This is a genomic window from Protofrankia sp. BMG5.30 (assembly GCF_001983005.1).
GTDB classification, from domain to species: Bacteria; Actinomycetota; Actinomycetes; order Frankiales; family Frankiaceae; genus Protofrankia; species Protofrankia coriariae.
The window spans coordinates 248,248-267,736 of sequence record NZ_MOME01000004.1 but is presented as its reverse complement, the minus strand read 5'-3'; the positions used below and the strand labels follow the sequence as shown (position 1 = coordinate 267,736).

Sequence of the window (19,489 nt, the reverse complement as noted above, 5' to 3'; positions counted from 1 at the left end):
CAGAGTAAATCTGCCGGGGTCACGTTATTTCTCGTGACAGAGTAGGTGCGTTCCGTAGTGACCGGCACCCCGGGGTACGTGCGATTCACGTCACACTGCTAACCTCCAGTGCAACTGCCATCGGGGGTGGGGTTCTATGCCCCTTCGCGTCCGACGGCCAAGTTTTTGGCCGATAGGAGAGGGAGGGGCCACCGGGCCGCTACTTTTCAGGTGGGTCTTTACGGTAACCCCTCGGAGGGAAAACGCTAGGCAATGGACGCGCTCAGTACCGTGATCGACCGCGTCGGATCGTACTGGGGACTTGTTCCCCTGGGCATCGCGGGAGTGATCTCGTGGTCGGTGTGGTTGTTCCGACGTGTATTGTCATCTCGTTACAAGCCGATCAACAACAAGTTTCGGGCATCCACATCCGTCGTCGTCCCCTCTTTCCGTGAGGACCCGGATGTCATAGAGCGCTGTCTACAGACGTGGCTGGCGCAGAACCCCGACGAAATCATCATCGTCCCGGACGTCGAGGACACCGRGCTCATCAGCCGGCTGCGAAGGCACGCGCGGGAGCACCGCAACCTGCGTGTCCTCCCCTTTGTGCACGAGGGCAAGCGCTCCGCCCTCGGTGTGGGCATCAAGGCCGCCACCAAGGAGATCGTGGTCCTCTGCGACTCCGACACGGCCTGGGAGCCGGGCCTGCTCGCCGCCGTCCAGATGCCGTTCGTCGATCCCAAGGTCGGCGGGGTCGGCACCCGGCAGAGCGTCTACAACGCACGGACCAGCGTCTGGCGCCGGGTGGCCAACTGGCTGGTCGACATCCGCTACCTCGACTACGTGCCGGCGCAGGGCCGGGCGGGCGCGGTCGCCTGCCTGTCCGGACGGACCGCGGCCTACCGCCGGTCCGCGATCCTGCCGGTGCTGCACAACCTGGAGAACGAGTTCTTCCTGGGCAGACGGTRCATAGCCGGGGACGACGGGCGGCTGACCTGGCTCACCCTCGCCTCCGGTTACAAGACCGTGCACCAGGACACGGCCCGGGCCATATCGATGTTCCCCGACTCGCTGAAGGCGTTCATCAAGCAGCGGGTGCGGTGGAGCCGCAACTCCTATCGCTGCTACCTGACCGCGATCTACAAGGGCTGGCTGTGGCGCCAGCCGCTGATCTGCCAGATCAGCGTTCTCCAGATCCTGCTCACGCCGGTCACCATGGGCGTGGCCATGACCTACCTCGGGTTCTGGATGGTCCGGCCGCAGGCGAACGCCCCCCTCATCGCGATCGCGTGGCTGCTGGGCGGGCGCGCCGTGCGCGGGCTGTCGCATCTGYGGGAGCAGCCGCGCGACATCTTCATCCTCCCGGTGGTGGTCGTGATGATCGTCATCGTTGCTCTGCCCATCAAGACCTGGGCATTCATCTCGATGAACAAGCAGGGCTGGCTGACTCGGCGTGCCGACCTGATCGGTGGCGAGGGGCAGTCGGACGCGTCCGTTCGGGTGAGCCAATAATGATCGGAGTTTCATGATCATCCCGACGCTCGGATTCTCCGTTCGCCGTGGGCTGTCACCCGGCGCCGGGCCGTCCCCCAGCCGTCGGCGACCGTGGGCTCGTGTCCTGAGCGGTGGCGTGTGCGCGGGTGTCCTTCTCGGGGCCGCCTCCATCCTGATCGGCGTGGCCGGCCCCGCGAAGGCCGCGCCCCCGTCGCCGCTGCCCCCGGTCACCTCGGCGGACGCCAAGAAGCAGGCCCTGCTCGTCGACGCCGAGGACATCCGCCTGCGGTCGACGTTCGAGAAGTTCGGGGTGCTGCGGGCACCTGCCATGGTGCAGACCCAGGGCAGCCTGCCAACCCTGCTGCTGCCCGCCCGGCCGGCTCCCTACACGATCGAGGAGGTTGCCGCCGCCGGTGGCATGCGCCGTGAGGTCGACGGCGCCACCCTGGTGCTGACCAACATCGTGGTCGGGCCGGACGCCCGTCTGGTCATCGATCAGCGGGCCGGGTCACTGCGGCTCGCCAGCAGCTCGGCGGGATTCGTCGGACTCACCAGCTGGCGTGGCGCCATCGAGATCAACGGTAACGCGCAGCAGCCACTGAACGTCACCGGCTGGGACATCAAGGAGCTCAAGCCCGACGTCAACGCGGTGGACGGGCGCGCCTACATCCGCACGATGGGTGGCGAACTGGTCGTGCGCAACGCCCGGGCGTCCAACCTGGGCTTCTGGAGCGGCCGTACCGGCGGTGTGGCCTGGACGGGTAGCAAGGGCGAGCCCAGCACCGGTGGCGCGGCCAACTCCACGTTCGTCAACAACGTCTGGGGTGCCTACATCTCCGGTAGCGAGGGCATCCAGATGATCAATGTGCGGCTGGAGGGCAACGACCGGGCCGGCCTGGCGATCCACCGGGACGCGGTCAGCACCCTCATCTCCGGCAGCACCTCCACCGGCAACCACGGCGACGGCATCACCATCGACCGCGCCTCCGGCTCCCGGGTCATGCGCAGCACGATCACGGACAACAGCGGTGACGGGATCACGCTGGACGGCCGCGGTATCGGCATCGTCGCCACCGCCACCGGCGTCCAGATCAACCAGATCAAGGGAACCGTCATCGAGGCGAACACGCTGAGCGGCAACGGGCGCTACGGGGTCCGGGTCCTCGGCGGTGAGGACACCGTCGTACGCGGCAACAAGGTGTCCGGCAGCCAGGTGGGCGTCGTGGTCAAGAGYGGTGCGAACGGCACCCAGATCCTCGACAACACCGTCGGAGGCGTGGTCGACTCCGCCCTGCAGATCGGCCCGGACGCCAAGCGGACGGCCGTCACCACCAACACGCTCGCCGACGGGCGGATGGGGATCATCACCCAGGACGCCGCAACGAACATCATCAGCCGTAACAAGATATCCGGCTCGACCGAGTTCGCGGTGACCATACGCGGCCAGTCTGACGGCACGACCGTGGGCAACAACACACTGGCCGGCCGGGGTTGGCGAGCCGTCGACATCCGCAAAGCCGTCGGGATCACCGCCGCGGCCGTGAAGAGCAACGACACGTCGAAGTGGATTCCCCGGCTCGAACGCCCGTGGTACGCGATCTTTGAACGGCACCCGGCCCTGTTCGTCTGGTCGTTCATGGCACTGCTGCCGATTCTTGGCTGGCGTACCGGCCGGCGCTGGCGCAAGCGCGCGGCCAACGAACACCCCTATCCCGAGTCCGATCTGCTGGTACGGCGTATGACCAGCGTGGCTGCTGCTCCGGCTGGCCCGCAGCCGGCTGCGGCCGCGGCCGGCCCGGCCGGCCTGCAGGCCGCCGTCGAGCGGCTGGAACTGGTCGAGGCGACCGAGGTGATCCCCATGCCTCCGCGCCCCGGGGACCGTGGACGGACACCGTTGGTACCCGGCCAGGGCGCCCAGCGGACGACCACCTACCGCGGCGCCGCCGCGCAGGAGTATCCGCCTGCATCCCAGCCGCGGTACGGCGACCAGTCCTGGCCCGCCGCGTCCGCGCCGCCGCCCGGCCCAGCCGGCCGGCAGGCGGGGCCCGGCAGCGGCAGCTCCGACAGGGCGTTCAGCKGGCGTGGTCGTGATGGTGCCCGGGCCAACCAGGACGACAACCCGACCATGGACGGCCTGCGTTACCTGCGTGACCGTGCGGCACGGTATCCTGACGATCTCTTCGAGCGGTTCGCCGAGGGCGAGGATGACGATTTCCGTGGAGGTGGCCCCACCAGCGCCGCCGTGCCACAGGGATATCCGCAGGCCCGGAACGACCGGCTTCCAGATGATCGTTTTTATGAGGGCGACCCGGAGGCGGATGACGCCACGATCCAGGGCGATCGCGAAGGTGCCGCGGTGGTGAAATACGACACCGTCGGATCGCGAGCGATGATTTCCTACAATGGGAAAGATCGTGACCGTTACACCAGGAGGGATCCACTGTGACGATCCCTCCTGCGGGGGTCCCTACCGGGACGGCCGGCCCCTCGACAGGGCCGGCTTCCCGGGGCACCCGCAGGCGTTGGGGTCAGTACGTGACGGTGACGGTGGCACTCGCGTGCGCGGTGACGGTCGCCGCCTGCCAGGGCGGCACGAAAACGGCGAGCTCGCAGGCGCCGCCAGCCACGGGCTCGGCAGCTTCCGAGGCTTCCCCGCGGGCGTCCGCCGCCGGGGCCGGGCCGGCCGTCACCCAGGGCGGCGGGCCTCAGCCCGGCAGCCAGGAGGTGACCTGTCCGGCAGGTGAGCCCACCGTCCGTAACGCCGGTGACCTCAAGACAGAGCTGGCGTCGGCGAAGCCCGGCGCGGTCATCCGACTGGCCGACGGCACATACGCCGGCGGCTTCACCATCGCCAGATCGGGCACGGCAGCACAGCCGATCTGGCTGTGCGGTTCGCGCAACGCCGTGCTGGACGGCCAGGACGACACCGACTACATCCTGCACATCGACCATGCCTCCTACGTCCGCCTGTCGGGTTTCAGCGTCCGCAATGGCAAGAAGGGCGTGATGGCGGACGGCGTCCAGTACGGCATCATTGCCGGGCTCAGTGTGAGCGCCATCGGGGACGAGGCCATCCACCTGCGTTCCTTCAGCTCCGACAATCTGGTGACCAGGAACGTCATCCGGAACACCGGGAACCGCTCGGAGAAGTTCGGCGAAGGTGTCTACGTCGGTAGYGCCAGCAGCAACTGGTGCAAGTACTCGAACTGCAGCCCGGACAACAGCGACCGGAATTCGATCATCGGGAATGACATCGCCGGCACGACGTCGGAGAACATCGACATCAAGGAAGGCACCACCGGCGGCATCATCTCCGGGAACACGCTGTCCGCCGACAGACTGGTCGAGGCCGACTCGTGGATCGACCTCAAGGGTAACGGGTGGACCGTCGTGGACAACACCGGCCGGGGCGGCGGAAGCATCAAGGACGGTATCCAGACCCACGTCGAGTCCGCCGGCTGGGGACGACGGAACATCATCCGGAACAATTCGCTCGCGGTGAACGGCGGAGGGTTCGGGGTTTATATCCACAACGGCGACAGCACCCAGAACGTGGTCGGTTGTGACAATAGGATTCAGGGCGCGGAGCGGGGCTTCTCCAACATCAGGTGCTCTTAGTCGTAATGTTTCCGCCGCCGGACGGACGTCAGCATTGGTTATTAGCGTTGCGTGACATCACGTCCGGCGGTTGTTGTCGTTACGTTGTGAAAAGGTCTCACGTGCCGTGAGTGGACCGCTGTCGTTCGAGCACCGTGYGGGTGACCCGGCGCTCCGCCACGAACGACAGGAAGGGAATCGTGCCGGCCAGCATGACCCACWGGGTCGGCACGGTGCCCAGCCGGCATCGGGACGACAGGTCCGCGGTCAGGGCGAGATAGATCATGAACAGGAGCCCGTGGACGGGGCTGAYGGTCTCGGCGAGCGCCGGGGCGTCCGCCAGGTACTTCAGCGGCACGCCCACCAGCACGAGTGTGATCAGCCCCACACCGACGAGATAGGCGATCACCCGGAAGCGCAGCAGCGCACGACGGACCGCGCGCTCGCTGAAGCGCCCGGAGTCCGAGGCGGAACCGGCGCCGGCGCCGCTCGCCGTCGTTTCCGCCCTTCCAGGGCCTGCCGTGGGCTCCGGTCCCGGGGCTGGGCCCCGGGCGTCCTCCTTGGTGGGCGGTGTCACCGTGTCCCCGATCCGGACGGCGTGTCCCGCTCGTAGAGCGAGGCAAGGTAGCGGTTGTACGCCTCCAACTCCTCGTCATCCTCCTCATCGTCGCCAAAGCCGTTGCTGGGCGAACCGTCAGTGCCGGACCCGCCCGGCCCACCAGGCCCGTGGCGTTCGTTCCATGGTTGTCCGTCCGTGCCGGGACGGGCCGCCTCACCGGCCGCGGGAGCCCTCTTCGCCGATCCTGGACGAAGTTCCTCGCGCACCATCTGCCACCAGCCGAAGATCACGGCCGCGGCGAAGATCGGCCATTCCACACCGTAGAAGAGGTTCTGCAGGGTCCCGCGACCGGACTGCCCCTTCTCCCACTGCCACCACCCGAGCCTGGCGAACAGGGCGATCATGAAAAGTGCGAGCGCGTGACGCAGGATCCAGGAGGGCGAGAAGAGGATTCGGCGCACGTCTGCGACGCTACATCCGTTCGTGCCCGGCGTGGCTGTCGGACGGGTTGACAAGTACGGCTCGCCCGCCCCGGCTGGGGGGGGTTAGCGGGGAACGGGCGAGCCGGAACGTTCGGAAACAGCGCTTTGGTCAGCCGAGAGATCACCGGTCCTGAGCGCAGCGGAGCTGTCCGCACGTTCATATGTCCAGTCGCCCGGGAGCCTGGCGGGGTTGCCGCGTCCGGAACATTTTTTTCGACGTCGAGAACGGCTCACCGGCGGCCGGAGAGGACAGCCGCGGCAAGCGAGATCTGCCCCGGGGGCGCCGCCTGGACCTGCTGCGGCCTGGACAACCTGCCGCCGCCGGGGCTGCCCTGCCCGTCCAGGTCGCGCCGTTCGTCCTGCTTGTCACGATTGTTCGAGTAGTCGCGATCGTCTGCGTCATCTGAATCGGGCTCTGCCCGGGCAGACACCTCGACGGTCAGGATGTCTCCACTCGAGCCCGGGTCGAAGTCGATCTCGACTACCGAACCCACCCATCTGCTCGAATGGCCCGACTGCACGACGACAGACGAGACATCCTGCCCGTCGATGCCGGCCCGCACCACGCCCCGTACCCCCAGCGTGCCCAGGTACAGGCTCAGACGGCCGGCCTGGCCGGCCGTCGGGACGACAAGCCGGAACCTGCCGGAGTCCCGCAGCGCCAGGGCGTCGGCATAGTTGCGGCCCGTCCGCTGCGGGCTGCCCGCGCTCCAGTCGAACCGGCTGGTAGCGGCGACCACCGTCGGGTCGCTGCCGGACACATTGAGCCGGCCAATGATCGGTTCTGCCAGGTTCGCGCGTACCCGCTCGGTGGATCTGTTCGCGCCGTTCCCGTAAAGGACCCAGTCCCGGGCGCCCGGGGTCGGCAGAATGATCCGTTCCGGGGGCGTCGGGCCGACACTGAGCTGGACCCGCGGCGCCTTGTCCGCCGGTGCTCGGGGTGACGGAGGCGCGGCGGCCGGGTCGGGTGTGGTCTGTGACGTCGGCCCAGCCGACGCGGGCTGTTGCGAGGGGATGGGCAGGGGCAGGGTGACCCCGGTCGCGGAAGCGGGCGGCGGTACCGGAAGCGCCGTGGCCGACATAGAATGATCATTATTGCGTGACGGGACCGTCCGGATGCCGATCAGTGTGATCGCCACGACGCCGAGCACGCCGGCGACGGCACCCAGGGTAATCGTCGCGGATCGGGAGGAAACGGCCGGCGGTCTCCCCGGCCTTCTTCCCCGCGGGGCCGTCCTTTCCAGGCCCTGCCGCTCCAGGCCCTGCCGCTCCAGGCCCTGCCGCTCCAGACCCTGCCGCCGTCGCTGGTCACGAGGCAGCCGATCCGGGCTTTCGGAGCGACGGCCGGCAGCGTGGGCCAGCGGTGGGCGGGTCTCACGGCCCGGCCCGACAACGCGTCCGCGGATCCGCGCGCTGTCCGGCTCGTGTGCGTTCGCCGCGTCCGTGAGCGTCTCGGACAGCCACGGCCCCGGTTCCACGAGGGTGTGTCCGCGGTGGCGACGGCCGGTGYAGCGGCGACCGCCTGTCATGTCGCCTCCCCACCCCGCAGCCGAGCCCGCGGATCGACGTCGCGCCGCCGGCGTGGCAGCCCCTTGCGCGCCTCGGGATGCTTCCTGCCCAGTCGTGCCACGGGATCCGCCGCCGGCGGGGCCTGCGGCCCCCGGGCGCTCCCACGCGCGTTGTCGCGTGTGCCCGCCAGCAGGATGCGCTCCAGCTCACCGGCGCCCTTCGAGGTCTGGCTCTTGACCGTGCCGACGGAGATCCCCAGGGTGCGGGCGGTCTCGTCCTCGGAGAGGTCGAAGGCGTACCGGAGCACCAGGCACTCCCGTTTGCCGGCCGCCAGCGACATCAACGCCGTCCGGACGTCGACGACGGCCGGCACGTCGGTGTCGGTGCTGCGGGTCTCGGCCAGGCTGCCGAGAATGCCGAGGCCATGCCGCTCGCGCATGATCCGCCGTAGCCGGCTCGCGGCCATGTTCGCGACGGTACGTCTGAGGTAGGCCAGCGGGCTGTCGGCCTGGCGGACCCTGTCCCAGCGCCGCCAGGCGGCGGTGAACGCGTCGGCGGTGATGTCGTCGGCGGCGTCATGGTCGTTGGTCAGCAGATAGGCGAGCCGGGACAGCTGGCGATGGTGCCGCTCGAAGAAGGCGTGGAACTCCGCGGCCGGGCCACCGGGGCCACCGGGGTCGCCGTGACTATCGGGGCCATGGGGGGTACAGGGGTCGTCGTGGCCGTCGGGGCCACCGTCCACGGCTGCCGGGCGGGTACGGGCGCGGTCACCGACGTGGCCATCTGGTACTACGGGATCATCGGGTGCCACAGGGGCATCCGGTGACACGGGGTCCGCCGGTACCACGGAGGTACCCGCGGCACCGCCCGCTTCGATGGTGTCGCCGTCCCGTTCCAACCGGCGTGCTCCTGAAGCTCGTCCGATGGGCGATGCGCCACATGTGTGGATCTCGCCCGGTGGCAGGATGAGAGAAGTATGTCCGGCGCGCAGCCTATGGGCTGCGGCGGGTCCGTCCAATTCGGCCATCGCCACGATTTGGTCATCATCCGGCCGGGATCGGGTGATYCACTCCCTCATCCTGTCCGCGGACTGTTGCCGGATGACGTAACGATGTTTCCGTGGGGCACCGGTCGGGGTATGCCGGCGCATATGGGTGCTTCGCACGAAGTCGTTGTGGCTCGCCGGGACGTCCGTGTGYATCGGCCTGCCCCACCGCCTCCGCTTGATCCGGACGCTCCGATCCCGGACGACCCCGCTCCGCTGCTTCCCACTACGCCCGATCTGCCGCCCGCCCCGCACGAGCCCTCCCCCTACACCGAACCCGCTCCGACCGAGCCCGAGCCCGAGCCCGAACCCGTCTGATCCGTGCCCGGGCCGTCCGGGGCGGCTCGCATGCCACCCGGTGGCCATCTGGGCTTCATCGGGCCAGCCGATCAGCATGGGTGACGACGTCACGTGCCGGAGCCGCCGTCGTCGTCCACGGCAGGTCGCCGCGGATCGGGTTTTCTTTTACACGTCTGACGTAGTCGCTCGGGCTTTTTATGAGGCACCCCTTGCCGCGGTACTTCTGCCGGACTCGTTCCAGGCAGGTCTCCACGGTATTTTTCTCGATATTGGGACGCCGGACGATGGCGACGTGCGGCAGACTCTCGGCCACCCAGGAGAGTCTGCCGTTCCCATGGTGTCAGGGCAGGGTTGTTACGGTCGTCATCGACGAGCGGGAAGGCGTGTACCGGCGAGGTTGGCGCCTCCCGCGGTGCACGGGTCGGGTCGTCGAGGTCGCGTTTCTTCGAAATGTACGCGATCGAAATGTACGCGAGTGCGCCGGCCCGGGTGGCGGGCCGCCGGAACGGCGATGTTCATACGGACGGCGCTCGGTATCGCGGGCGGAGCATTCGTCCTGCTGTTCGGCACCACTGCCGCGGATGGCCACGCCGATTCCGGCGAGGCCGGGTTGCTCGGCATCGCCGCGCTGGTGTTCCTCGTGCTGGCCGGGGCGCCGCTGGCATGCGCGGTCATGCTGCCCCACCGGCTGTCATGAATCCGCTTCGTCATTGTCATCGTCATCGTCGAGCCGATCACTGTGCTCAACGGATTGGTCAACTTTGTCTCCGCGCGGTCCATCGGCTTGTTCCAGCCGCTCGGGCTCTTCCCCGTCATCCGGGGAGCGCTTGTCATCCGGCCATTCGCTCGCCAGGACGCCAAGGTGCGGCGTCGAGAAAAGTCACTGTTGTCACAATAGCCACCACATGGCAACTACTTTATGACACCGTTGACCGGACATGATGTAGGCGGATCAGCCGGCAACCAACGGTGTGGGCTCGCGGGAGTGCGGCTGGCGAGTACGCCGCATCGTCGCCAGCGCGCCGGATGGCCGGTGACAGAGCGAGAGGACCAGTAATCGATGATGGCCTGTCGAAACGGTGGCTCCGTGTTGACCCCGGGACCTCGCGGGCGTGTGGGATGCGTACTTCTCGCGGCACTTTCCATAGCTGGCTGCGGCTCCCAGGTCGCTACCGTCGCGACGTCCACCAGCGCCCCTGCCATAACCGTCCCTGTCACCACCGCGGTGCCCACCATCGTGCCTCCTGTCACCTCACCTGCCGCCACCACGGCGTCCATCGTCGTTCCCGTTATCACCTCGCCTGTCGCCAGAGCCGTTCCGTCGCCTCCGCCGTTAAACGCGGTCGACGGCACACGGTTCGAAGCCTGTGTGGACGGCACCTGCGAGGTGTCCGTGCACGGGCCGGTCGACATCGCGGTCGGCCCCGACGCTCTTTCCGTGACCAAGGTGAGTCCCGACGGACTCGACTTCGAGCTGAGCCTGGCGAATGGCGGGCAGGCGTCCGGCACCCTCAAAGGCACCTGCGGTACCATTTTCACGTTTCTCCGCGGCGGTGGTTTCCGCAGCGGATTCTGCGCTCCCGGTAAAGTGCAGGGGCCGCCGGCTCCGGAACCCGGGACGGTTTCGGTCCAGTTGGCCGGATGGTCTTCCGACGGAGCCGCCGTACTGCGACTGGTCTCGGGCTAGTCCCTGATCTTCCGTATGGCGGCCCGTACGGTAACGAAACCCTTCCGTACCGTCTTCCTGAGGACTTCTGAACGCGGAGACCGTGGGAGCACGATATCAGTAAAGGCTGATCCAAACCGTTTTCCGCCCGTATGCGGATGGCGATTTTCGTCATTGTGAATGCCCAATTGCTGATCGTCCGTAATCGGTTCTCGACCAGAAAAAATCAGTCGTCTCGGGACCCCTCCCGGTTGTCGGGGCCAGTGGTCCTGAGCGGACTTCGGCACGGTTCGGAAAACCGAAGCCCGGTGGGCCGCGTTCCTGCCGGGGGACGCCTGTTCCCGCGGCCGGTTGATGATCGTGGGTGCGGGTGGACGCGGTGCGCGGGCGGGTGGCCGTATGACGGCTGCCCCACGGCGGACGACGGCGGATCTGCTGTGCGCGGGTGGGCGGGCGTGGATACGGTGGGTTGGTGCGTGCGGTGACAGTGGCGTCTTTCGGTGCTCCCGAGGTCATGTCCTGGGCGGAGGTGGACGACCTCGCCCCGCCTGGCCCGGGTGAGATCGCCATCGACGTGGTCGCCTCCGCGGTCAACCGCGCCGACCTGCTGCAACGCCAGGGCTTCTACCCGCCGCCGCCGGGCGCGTCCGCCGTGCTGGGGCTGGAGTGCTCCGGCCGGGTCGCCGCGGTCGGCGCCGGGGTGACCGCCTGGCAGCCGGGGGACGAGGTCTGCGCCCTGCTCGCCGGCGGCGGGTACGCGACGAGGGCCAACGTCCCCGCCGGCCACGTGCTCCCGGTGCCGGCCGGGGTGTCGCTGCTCGAGGCCGCCGGGCTGCCCGAGGTCGCGGCCACGGTCCACTCGACGGTGTTCGGGGTCGCCGATCTGCGTGACGGCGAGGTGTTCCTGGTGCACGGCGGGGCGTCCGGGATCGGGACGTTCGCGATCCAGGCCGTGCGGGCCCTGCGGCCGTCGTCGACGATCGCGACCACCGCGGGCAGCCCGGCGAAGCTGGCGCGCGTCCGCGAACTCGGAGCCGATCTCGCCATCTCCTACCGGGACGAGGACTTCGTCGACCGGGTGCGGGAGGCCACCGGCGGCCGTGGCGCGGACGTGATCCTCGACAACATGGGCGGGTCGTACCTGGCGCGCAACGTCGAGGCACTGGCCGTCGAGGGGCGCATCGTCGTCATCGGGCTGCAGGGCGGGCGCAAGGGCGAGCTGAACCTGGCAGCGCTGCTGGCCAAGCGGGGGAGCGTCCACGCGCTGTCCCTGCGGGCTCGGCCGGACGAGCAGAAAGCCGCGATCGTGGCGGACGTCCGTGAGCGGATCTGGCCGGCGGTCGAGGCCGGGGCGATCCGTCCGGTGATCGACCAGGTGGTGCCGATCGAGAAGGTCGCCGACGCGCACCGGCACGTCGAGGAGCTTGGCCACGTGGGCAAGGTCCTGCTCGCCGTGGACACTCCGTAGCCACGGACATCTCGTAGCCGTGGACATCTCGTAGCCGTGGACGCCCCGTAACGCGCTGGCCGCGGAAGGCGGAGCTGGCGGCGGATAGTGATGTGGGTGGTCGTCCGTTGCTGACGGTGCCCAGTTGCGGACTCGTTTCCGTCCTGGCCGCATACCTGTCGGATCGAGCAGGCAGGATGGGTGTATGGCAGATCAACCGGACCCACGGGTCGTGGTCGTCGGACCGGACGGAACACTGGACGAGGRCACCGCGGCTGCCCGTTCGCGGGTCGTGGCCGCCCAGCTCGGTGGCGACCCGGCCGCGTCGCCCGCGGCCGAGGACGACGAGGATCATGCGAGCGCGCTCATGGAGATGGTCCCCCAGCCGGACAAGGTGATGCGGATCGGCTCAATGATCAAACAGTTGCTGGAGGAGGTACGGGCAGCGCCGCTGGACGAGGCAAGCAGGGTGCGCCTGCGGGAGATCCACCGTAACGCGATCACCGAGCTCTCCGACGGGCTCGCCCCGGAGCTGGCCGAGGAGCTCGGCCGGCTCACGCTCCCCTTCAGCGACGCCCGGACCCCCAGCGACGCCGAACTGCGGATCGCTCAGGCACAGCTCGTCGGATGGCTGGAAGGACTCTTCCACGGCATCCAGACGGCGCTGTTCGCCCAGCAGATGGCCGCCCGGGCCCAACTGGAGGAGATACGCCGGCGGGCCCTGCCCAGCGCCCCCCAGCAGGGCGAGCAGTTCGGCCGCGGCGCCTACCTGTGAACCCCGTGGGCGGCCTGTGTCGAACCCGTGGGAGGCCTGCCCGCCGCCGGCTCCGCCGGCTCCGCCGGCTCCGGCGGTCGTGGCGGGGCCGCGCGGGGATGCATGGACGCGGGGACGCCGGCCGCGGCCAGAACGACGGAAATGCTGGAACAGCAAACGCCTGGAACACCGGTCAGGCAGTCGGGCGTGCGCGTCCGGTTCTGCTCATGAAAGTGAGGGCGGAAGCGGCTGTCATGGCGCCACCTGTTCCCTCACTTTCATGATGCGACAGCGTCCGATCATGTGTTTCTGATCGTTTCGGGACGGGCCCGCGTCACCTGACAGGCGTTTCGGGGACGCGGGGGTGTCAGCTTGCCGGGCTGACCGAGCTCATGTTGAAGTCCGGGACACGCAGGGCCGGCATCCGGGCGAGAGTGAACCAGTCCCCCCACTCGCGGGGAAGCGTCCGGACCGTCGCCCCGACCTCGGTGAGCCGGCCCAGCAGGTCCACCGGGCTCTCGTTGAACCGGAAGTTGTTGACCGCGCCGACGACCTCGCCGTCCTCCACCAGGTAGACGCCGTCACGGGTGAGCCCGGTGAGCAGGAGCAGCTGCGGGTCGACCTCGCGGATGTACCACAGGCAGGTCAGCAGCAGCCCCCGCGAGGTGTTCGCGATCAGTTCGTCGAGGGACGCCGTCCCGCCACCGTCAAGGGTCAGGTTGTCGATGAACGGGGTCACCGCCACCTTGCCGCCGTTCCCGTCGCCGCGGGCGGTGGCGTCGCGCGCCGAGGCGCGGGTGTGGATCAGCGCGGCCAGCCTGCCGTCCACGATCCAGTCGGTGCGCCGCAGCGGCAGCCCGTTGTCGAACACGCTCGACGTCGCCGACGACGCCCCGGCGATCACGAACGGGGTCGCCGGCAGCTCCGGGTCCAGCGGGTCGCTGAACAGGTGCAGCCCGGCCGGGCCCAGGGTCTCGCCGATCCGGGTGCCGCCCCCGGCCCGGCTGAACACGGTGCGTCCCTCGGCGGCGTCCCGGCCGGCGGCTGACCAGTAGGTGTAGGTCAGCAGGTCGGCGACGGCCGACGGCGGCAGCAACGTCTCGTAGCGGCCAGCGGGCAGCTCCACCGAGCGGGCGCTCCAGCCCAGGCGCTCGCGCAGCAGCGCGTGGGTGGCGGGCACGGAGACGTCGGTGAAGTCGTGGGTTGACTGGCCGTGCCACACCGAGCCGGCCGGGGTGGCGCTCTTGGCGTTCCACTCCACCGACCCGGTCGGCTGGCTGTGCCGCAGCCGCAGYCCCGCGGAGGTGCCCAGCCAGGTGGTGGTCAGCTCGTGCTGGGCGAAACCGAACAGGCGCTGCCCGTCCGCCCGCGCCGCGGCGAACGCCTCACCGAGCTCCCGTGCGAACTCGGTGAACACACCCGTGCTGGTGCGCTGCGCGGGATCGGCGAAGGTGGCCTCCGCGACAGCTTCGGCGGCGGCCACCGCGGTCTCGCCCGGGGAGTGCGGCACGCCGACGTCGGCGCCGGGGCCGAGCAGATCGGCGTAGTCGTCGGCGTCCTCGGCCTCCCGGGCGTCCGCCTCGGACAGGCGCAGCAGCTTCTCCAGATCGTCGCTGTCAGTGATGTTATTTGCCGAGCGGACCCCGAACGCCCGGCCCACCACGCTGATCACGGTGACGGACCGGTCACGGGTCGCGCCGTTGGTCGTCAGGGTGTTGTTCGCCCAGCGCAGGTTCACCGTGCTCGACTCGCCGGCGATCACCACGCACCCGTCGGCCCGCGACGACTCCAGCGCCCGTTCGACGATCTCGTGGGACTGTGCGGTCACCGGCCTGCCTCTCGCTGGGTGTTGAGGATGTTGACGTTCCGGAACAGCGCCGAGGGGGAGCCGTGGCTGACCGCCGCGACCTGCCCGGGCTGGCCCTTGCCGCAGTTGAACGCCCCACCGAGCACGTAGGTCGACTCGCCGCCCACGGCCTCGAGCGACCCCCAGAAGTCGGTGGTGGTCGCCTGGTAGGCGACGTCGCGCAGCTGCCCGACGATCCGGCCGTCGCGGATCTCGTAGAACCGCTGGCCGGTGAACTGGAAATTGTACCGCTGCATGTCGATCGACCAGCTCTTGTCACCCACGATGTAGATCCCCCGGTCCACCCGGGAGATCAGTTCCTCGGTGGACGGCCCGCCCGGCGCGGGCCGCAGCGAGACGTTCGCCATCCGCTGGATCGGCACGTGCCCGGGCGAGTCCGCGAACGCGCAGCCGTTGGAACGTCCGGTGCCCAGGGCGGCGGCGTTCTGCGCCGCCATCCGGCGGTCGAGCTGGTAGCCGACCAGGGTGCCGGCGCGGACGATGTCCCACTGCCCGGCCCGCACGCCCTCGTCGTCGTAGCCGATGGTCGCCAGGCCGTGGGGGGCGGTGCGGTCCCCGGTGACGTGCATGGCGGGGGAGCCGTAGCGCAGCGTGCCGATCTTGTCGAGGGTGGCGAAGGAGGTACCGGCGTAGGCGGCCTCGTAGCCCAGCGCCCGGTCGAGTTCGGTGGCGTGCCCGATCGACTCGTGGATCGTCAGCCACAGGTTCGACGGGTCGATCACCAGGTCGTAACGGCCCGGTTCGACCGAGGACGCCTTGGCCTTCTCGGCGAGCAGGGACGGGATCAGCTCGATCTCGGCGTCCCAGTCCCAGCAACCCGCGGCGGGGCCGGCGACCAGCCACTCCCAGCCGCGGCCGACCGGCGGGGCGATCGTGCGCATGGTCTCGAAGCCGCCGGCGGCGCGGTCGACCCGGGTCGCCTCAAGCTGGCAGATCACCCGGACGCGCTGCTGGGTGGTGCTCGACCCGGCGAGGTCGGCGTAGAACTTGTTCTCCAGTACCTGGCCGAGCCGGCCGTCGACATGGTCGACGTCCCTGGTGGCCAGCAGCGTGCGGCACAGCCCCCCGACCCGTTCGATCTTCTCGGTCGTCTCGACGGCGAACGGGTCGACCGTGTAGGCCGACACCCAGGTCGCGTCCGCGTGCACCGGCTCGTCGGCCAGCTCCACCGGTTCGCTGTTCAGCGGACGCGCCACCCGCGCGATCTCGACCGCTTCCCGGGCCACCCGGACGGCCTCGTCCACGGTGAGGTCGACACCGGCGGCGAACCCCCACGTCCCGTTGTGTACGACCCGGACGGCAAAGCCGACCGCCTGGCCGTCGGCGCGGCTTTCCAGGCCGGCGTCCCGGAAGGACAGCGACGCGTTGCGCAGCCGTTCGATGCGGATGTCGGCGTGGGTGGCGCCCAGGTCACGGGCGGTCTGCAGGGCGGCGTCGGCGAGGGCGGCCCGGGGCAGTGCGAGGAACTCGGCGTCGATGTCGTGGGCCGGGGTGCCGGCGGCATCCGGCCCCGTCCCGCTGGTGACCCCTCCAGGGCCAGTCCCTCCAGGGCCGCTCACGGGAGTACCGCCGGTGCATGTGCTGGTGACAGATGTGGCATGGATCCATCCTCGCTCCCGGGGAAAGGATCTGTTCGCCGGGGCGGCCCTCGGCGTCATCCGCCGCCACCCCGCCGCCCCGCCGCCGCGGCCAGGGTGACGCGGCCGATGGAAGGCGGCGCGGTCAGCGGAAGAGGCGTTCGAGGACGTGGGCGACGCCGTCGGCGTCGTTGGAGTCGGTGATCTCGTCGGCGGCGGCGAGGACGTCCGGGTGGGCGTTGGCGACCGCGACGGCGTGGCCGGCCCAGGCGAACATCGGCAGGTCGTTCGGCATGTCACCGAAGGCGATCGCGCGCCGTGCGGACACGCCGTACCCGGCCGCGATCTCCGCCAGGGCGACGCCCTTGGACACGCCCGCCCCGGCAATCTCCACAAGATCGTAGCTGGACGTGGTGACCACGGCCGTCGATCCGGCGGCGGCCACGATGGCACTGCGGACGTCGGCGAAGCTGCCCGCGGACAGCGCGCGCCGGACCAGCAGTTTCGTCGCGGGCAGGGCTGTGAGCAGTTCGGTGACGTGCCCGACGACCTCGTGCGGGTCGGGCCACATCGTGCTGAAGGCCGGTTCCCGGCCGAAGCGGGTGCCGCTCTCCACGGCGAAGGCGGCGTCCGGCACGATCGCCCTGATCTCGGTGGCCAGGTGGAGCGCGGTGGCGGAGTCCAGGACGCGGTGGCGGAGGGTGGCGTGGTTGTCCAGGTCGTAGACGAGCGCGCCGTTCGCGCAGATGGCCAGGCCCGACGTGCCGGTCTGGGCCACGATGTCGGCCATGACCCGGGTCGGGCGGCCGGTGACGAAGATGACGACGGACCCGGCGCTCCTGACCCGGTCCAGCGCGGCACGGGTGCGCTTCGAGACCGTGCCGTCGGTGCGGATCAGCGTCCCGTCGAGATCGGTGGCGACGAGCGCTGGGCAGAACACAGTCGTTCAGTAAACCGCATCCACACGGGCTGCGCCGACTGCCCTCCATCCTGCCGGAGGCCGGGTTTCGGGGGTTGTGGGGCCGAAGGGGGCGTGATCATGCTGCGGCCGGGTATCCCGCGGGGCCGTAGTGTGCTGCGTTAGCATGCGCGTGGTCCGGGAGGCCGAGGTCCCTGGGTCGCCGGCCGGAGTGGGATCCGGGTGGTGGACAGCCCTTCCAGCGTCCAGAACGATCACTTTTGCGACTGGCGGGAAGGCCGTGGGAAGGAAGGTGCCCGGGAAGCGATGAAAACGTTTGACGAACTATATCTTGAGCTGGCTGAAAAATGGCGTGAACGAACGCTCGGATCCGRCAGCGTGGACGCGCTGGACAAAGGAATTCACCACATCGGGAAGAAACTCCTCGAAGAAGCCGCGGAAACCTGGATGGCGGCGGAGTACGAGGGGGCGGAGCGGGTCGCGGAGGAACTGTCACAGCTGCTGTACTGGAGTCAGCTGGTGATGATTTCCGTGGGTCTGACACCGCACGACGTATACTCCAGACTGTGATAACGACCCTTCGGTGCGCGTTCGGTGCCGGACTGTGACACGGGAGCTGTGATGCTGCGACTCGCGGTGCCCAACAAGGGGGCGCTGGCGACCGYGTCCAGTCAGTTGCTCGTCGATGCGGGTTACCAGGCGCGTCGCGAATCGGCGGAGCTGGTCGTCACCGATATCGAGAACGACATCGAGTTCTTCTTCCTCCGGCCGCGCGACATCGCCGTCTACGTCGGGGCCGGCCGGCTGGACATCGGCATCACCGGCCGCGACCTGCTGATCGACAGCGGCGTCGCCGCCGACGAGCTGCTGCCACTGGGCTTCGGGTTCTCGACCTTCCGCTACGCCGTGCCGGAAGGGGGTGTGACCGACATCGACGGTCTGACCGGCACCCGGATCGCCACCTCCTTCCCCGGGCTGGTCACCGCCGACCTGGCCCGGCGCGGGGTCGACGCCCAGATCGTCAGGCTGGACGGCGCGGTGGAGACCGCCATCCGGCTCGGGGTCGCCGACGCCGTCGCGGACGTGGTGGAGACCGGGCGCACGCTGCGGGCCCACGGGCTGACGCTGCTGGGCGAACCGGTGCTGTACTCGGAGGCCGTGGTCGTGGTGAAGAAGGGGCTGGACCTCACCGCGGCACACGAACGGCTGCTGCGCCGCATCCAGGGTGTGTTGGTTGCCCGACGTTACGTCATCATGGACTACGACGTCCCGAACTCCGTGCTTGAGAAAGCCTGCGAGATAACCCCTGGTTACGAGTCGCCGACCATATCCCCGTTGCAGCGTGAGGGCTGGGTCGCGGTGCGCGCCATGGTGCCGCACACGGAGCTCAACCGGGTGATGGACGACCTGTGGGAGATCGGCGCACGCGGCATCATCGTCTCGTCCATCCAGGCCTGCCGGCTGTAGACCGTGTCTGGACGGGCGAGACCRTGTCTGATGGGGGGCGGCCGCCCGTGCGGTCGAGAACGTCCGTCAGACACGGCCGGGGCGTCGTCCAAGGGYCATCCGCGGGAAGCCAGCGGTGGCCGGGTCAGCGGTGGCTGAGGATGAGCGACATACCCTCGTTGCGGGTCGCGGTGCTCAGGAACTGGCCGCGCACCGCTGACGTCATCGTGCGGGCGCCCGGCTTGCGGACTCCGCGCATGGACATGCACAGATGCTCGGCCTCGACCACGACCATGACCCCTCTGGGGGAGAGGGCCTGTTCCAGCGCGTCGGCGATCTGGGTCGTCAGCCGTTCCTGCACCTGAGGGCGCCGCGAGTACAGGTCGACGAGCCGGGCGAGTTTGGACAGCCCGGTGATCTGGCCGCTTTCGTTCGGGATGTAGGCCACATGCGCCCTGCCGGCGAACGCGACCAGATGGTGCTCGCACAGCGACGTGAAGTCGATGTCGCGAACCAGCACCATCTCTTCGTGGCCTTCGTCGAAAACGGTGGTCAGCACCTCGGAGGGGTCCCGCCCGAGGCCTTCGACCGCCTCCCGGTAGGCACGGGCGACCCGTTCCGGGGTCTTGCGCAGCCCCTCCCTGTCCGGGTCCTCGCCGATACCGATCAGCAGCTCCCGGACGGCGCGGGCGACCCGCTCATGGTCGAACGGCCGGACGGCCTGCGGCCCGAGATCCGGTCCCCGCCGCTGGCGGGCGACGTCCGCGGCGGGAACCGTACCGGCGTTCACGTTCTGCGTGGYCGCGTCCACGGTGTCCACGGAGGCTCTGGAAAGGGAGGTATGTCCA

17 protein-coding genes are annotated in these 19,489 nt (G+C 69.4%); 8 read left to right on the top strand and 9 right to left on the bottom strand.

The annotated features are described in order from the left end of the window. Positions 1–252 precede the first annotated feature (252 nt). The 3 genes from BL254_RS01785 (at position 253) to BL254_RS01775 (ending at position 5,091) form a co-directional block, all read left to right on the top strand. Positions 253–1,491, top strand: coding sequence for a glycosyltransferase family 2 protein (locus BL254_RS01785; RefSeq protein ID WP_076842318.1), 1,239 nt, complete (start codon positions 253–255; stop codon positions 1,489–1,491). A gap of 118 nt (positions 1,492–1,609) precedes the next feature. After that, on the top strand, positions 1,610–3,919 hold the full coding sequence (locus BL254_RS01780; protein WP_076842317.1) for a right-handed parallel beta-helix repeat-containing protein: 2,310 nt from the start codon (positions 1,610–1,612) through the stop codon (positions 3,917–3,919). Positions 3,920–4,008: 89 nt separating this feature from the next. Beyond that, the gene (locus BL254_RS01775; protein WP_371389794.1) at positions 4,009–5,091 is read left to right on the top strand and encodes a hypothetical protein; all 1,083 of its coding nucleotides are present in this window, start codon (positions 4,009–4,011) and stop codon (positions 5,089–5,091) included. Between the two features lie 97 nt (positions 5,092–5,188). Here the strand turns inward: BL254_RS01775 and BL254_RS01770 are convergent, their stop codons facing one another. From BL254_RS01770 to BL254_RS25570, 5 genes are all read right to left on the bottom strand, one after another. Then, positions 5,189–5,647 carry a DUF3817 domain-containing protein gene (locus tag BL254_RS01770; RefSeq protein ID WP_076842316.1) on the bottom strand — a complete coding sequence of 153 codons (459 nt, stop codon included), beginning with the start codon at positions 5,645–5,647 and terminating at the stop codon, positions 5,189–5,191. After that, entirely contained in the window at positions 5,644–6,090 is a 447-nt protein-coding gene (locus BL254_RS01765; protein WP_047223693.1) for a hypothetical protein, read from the bottom strand. The genes BL254_RS01770 and BL254_RS01765 overlap by 4 nt, the downstream gene beginning before the upstream one ends. A 251-nt stretch (positions 6,091–6,341) precedes the next feature. Further along, complete coding sequence (locus tag BL254_RS26730) at positions 6,342–7,640, bottom strand: hypothetical protein (RefSeq protein ID WP_175648257.1); 1,299 nt, start codon at positions 7,638–7,640, stop codon at positions 6,342–6,344. Further along, positions 7,637–8,431: a SigE family RNA polymerase sigma factor gene (locus tag BL254_RS01755; RefSeq protein WP_254857700.1), complete on the bottom strand. Its 795-nt coding sequence runs from the start codon at positions 8,429–8,431 to the stop codon at positions 7,637–7,639. Before BL254_RS01755 ends, BL254_RS26730 begins: the two co-directional genes overlap by 4 nt. A 607-nt stretch (positions 8,432–9,038) precedes the next feature. Next, entirely contained in the window at positions 9,039–9,278 is a 240-nt protein-coding gene (locus tag BL254_RS25570) for a hypothetical protein (RefSeq protein WP_139342129.1), read from the bottom strand. Between the two features lie 198 nt (positions 9,279–9,476). Here BL254_RS25570 and BL254_RS01745 point away from each other — a divergent pair, with 198 nt between their 5' ends. From BL254_RS01745 to BL254_RS01730, 3 genes are all read left to right on the top strand, one after another. After that, complete coding sequence (locus BL254_RS01745) at positions 9,477–9,662, top strand: hypothetical protein (protein ID WP_139342128.1); 186 nt, start codon at positions 9,477–9,479, stop codon at positions 9,660–9,662. A 1,441-nt stretch (positions 9,663–11,103) separates the two neighbouring features. Then, positions 11,104–12,099 (top strand): NAD(P)H-quinone oxidoreductase, encoded by a 996-nt coding sequence (locus BL254_RS01735; protein WP_076842312.1) that lies wholly within the window; start codon positions 11,104–11,106, stop codon positions 12,097–12,099. Between the two features lie 184 nt (positions 12,100–12,283). Next, entirely contained in the window at positions 12,284–12,853 is a 570-nt protein-coding gene (locus BL254_RS01730; RefSeq protein ID WP_076842311.1) for a bacterial proteasome activator family protein, read from the top strand. Positions 12,854–13,199: 346 nt separating this feature from the next. Here BL254_RS01730 and BL254_RS01725 read toward each other — a convergent pair whose 3' ends face one another. The 3 genes from BL254_RS01725 to BL254_RS01715 all read right to left on the bottom strand — a co-directional run bounded on the left by BL254_RS01725 (position 13,200) and on the right by BL254_RS01715 (position 17,216). Beyond that, positions 13,200–14,660: a TldD/PmbA family protein gene (locus tag BL254_RS01725; RefSeq protein ID WP_047223700.1), complete on the bottom strand. Its 1,461-nt coding sequence runs from the start codon at positions 14,658–14,660 to the stop codon at positions 13,200–13,202. Next, on the bottom strand, positions 14,657–16,177 hold the full coding sequence (locus BL254_RS01720) for a TldD/PmbA family protein (RefSeq protein WP_047223724.1): 1,521 nt from the start codon (positions 16,175–16,177) through the stop codon (positions 14,657–14,659). The genes BL254_RS01725 and BL254_RS01720 overlap by 4 nt, the downstream gene beginning before the upstream one ends. Positions 16,178–16,421: 244 nt before the next feature. Next, positions 16,422–17,216 carry an HAD family hydrolase gene (locus tag BL254_RS01715; protein ID WP_047223701.1) on the bottom strand — a complete coding sequence of 265 codons (795 nt, stop codon included), beginning with the start codon at positions 17,214–17,216 and terminating at the stop codon, positions 16,422–16,424. A gap of 204 nt (positions 17,217–17,420) precedes the next feature. On the opposite strand from BL254_RS01715, the gene BL254_RS01710 reads away from it, so the two are divergent. Together BL254_RS01710 and hisG are read left to right on the top strand one after the other, a co-directional pair. Then, on the top strand, positions 17,421–17,765 hold the full coding sequence (locus BL254_RS01710; protein WP_139342126.1) for a phosphoribosyl-ATP diphosphatase: 345 nt from the start codon (positions 17,421–17,423) through the stop codon (positions 17,763–17,765). A 51-nt stretch (positions 17,766–17,816) separates the two neighbouring features. Continuing rightward, on the top strand, positions 17,817–18,662 hold the full coding sequence (gene hisG, locus BL254_RS01705; RefSeq protein WP_076842341.1) for an ATP phosphoribosyltransferase: 846 nt from the start codon (positions 17,817–17,819) through the stop codon (positions 18,660–18,662). Between the two features lie 124 nt (positions 18,663–18,786). On the opposite strand, the gene folE is transcribed toward hisG, so the two are convergent. Continuing rightward, positions 18,787–19,461: a GTP cyclohydrolase I FolE gene (gene folE / locus BL254_RS01700; RefSeq protein WP_076842309.1), complete on the bottom strand. Its 675-nt coding sequence runs from the start codon at positions 19,459–19,461 to the stop codon at positions 18,787–18,789. Positions 19,462–19,489: the final 28 nt, after the last annotated feature.

Coding starts and splice junctions, on each gene's coding strand:
- BL254_RS01745 (WP_139342128.1), top strand. CDS start 9,477: ATGTTCATACGGACGGCGCTCGGTATCGCGGGCGGAGCATTCGTCCTG.